The sequence below is a fragment of the Mesorhizobium sp. M7A.F.Ca.MR.362.00.0.0 genome, from assembly GCF_004023175.1.
GTDB lineage: Bacteria > Pseudomonadota > Alphaproteobacteria > Rhizobiales > Rhizobiaceae > Mesorhizobium.
In genome coordinates this window covers 1-498 of record NZ_RZTF01000907.1, presented here as the reverse complement: position 1 = coordinate 498, position 498 = coordinate 1, and the positions used below count along the sequence as shown (strand labels likewise).

The window sequence follows — 498 nt, the reverse complement described above, 5'->3', positions numbered from 1 at the left end:
GGTGTAGACTGAAAGCAATGTCTCTGATGTAGACTGAAAGCGACGTCACATGTTCGTGCGAGACGTCGTCCGGGTAAATTGCCTGTAGAGGGTCTTGCGCGGTCCATAGACCGTCGGAGCGTCGACCCAGCGTCCGCCGCTCACCATATGGATGATGCCGCTGATCACGCGTCGATCATCAACGCGCGGCTTGCCTCGGGTGTCGGTCGGCAGATGCCGTTCAAGCAGCCCACACTGCTCATCGCTGAGCCAGAAATAAGCGATTCATGACCGGTCCCCCTCAGGGACCCTGAATCACAATCCCGCCGTCAGAGGAACCCCTTTTAATGGGTCCGGACCCTAAGGAAACCACGCGGCGACGATGGCTTCAATTATGATGACCCTGTCGTTTTCAAGGGGATATTTACATTACGATATATCCTGCCACGCTGATGCTGGATCGTAAGCGCGTAGGCATCCCCACGTAGCGTGCAGGCGGTTGATCGCTCATTTTCAGCA

1 pseudogene is annotated in these 498 nt (G+C 56.0%); it reads right to left on the bottom strand.

Annotated elements, in window-relative coordinates:
* Positions 1 to 57: 57 nt before the first annotated feature.
* Positions 58 to 264, bottom strand: a pseudogene (locus EOC06_RS38460) (transposase); the annotation flags it as partial.
* Positions 265 to 498 lie beyond the last annotated feature (234 nt).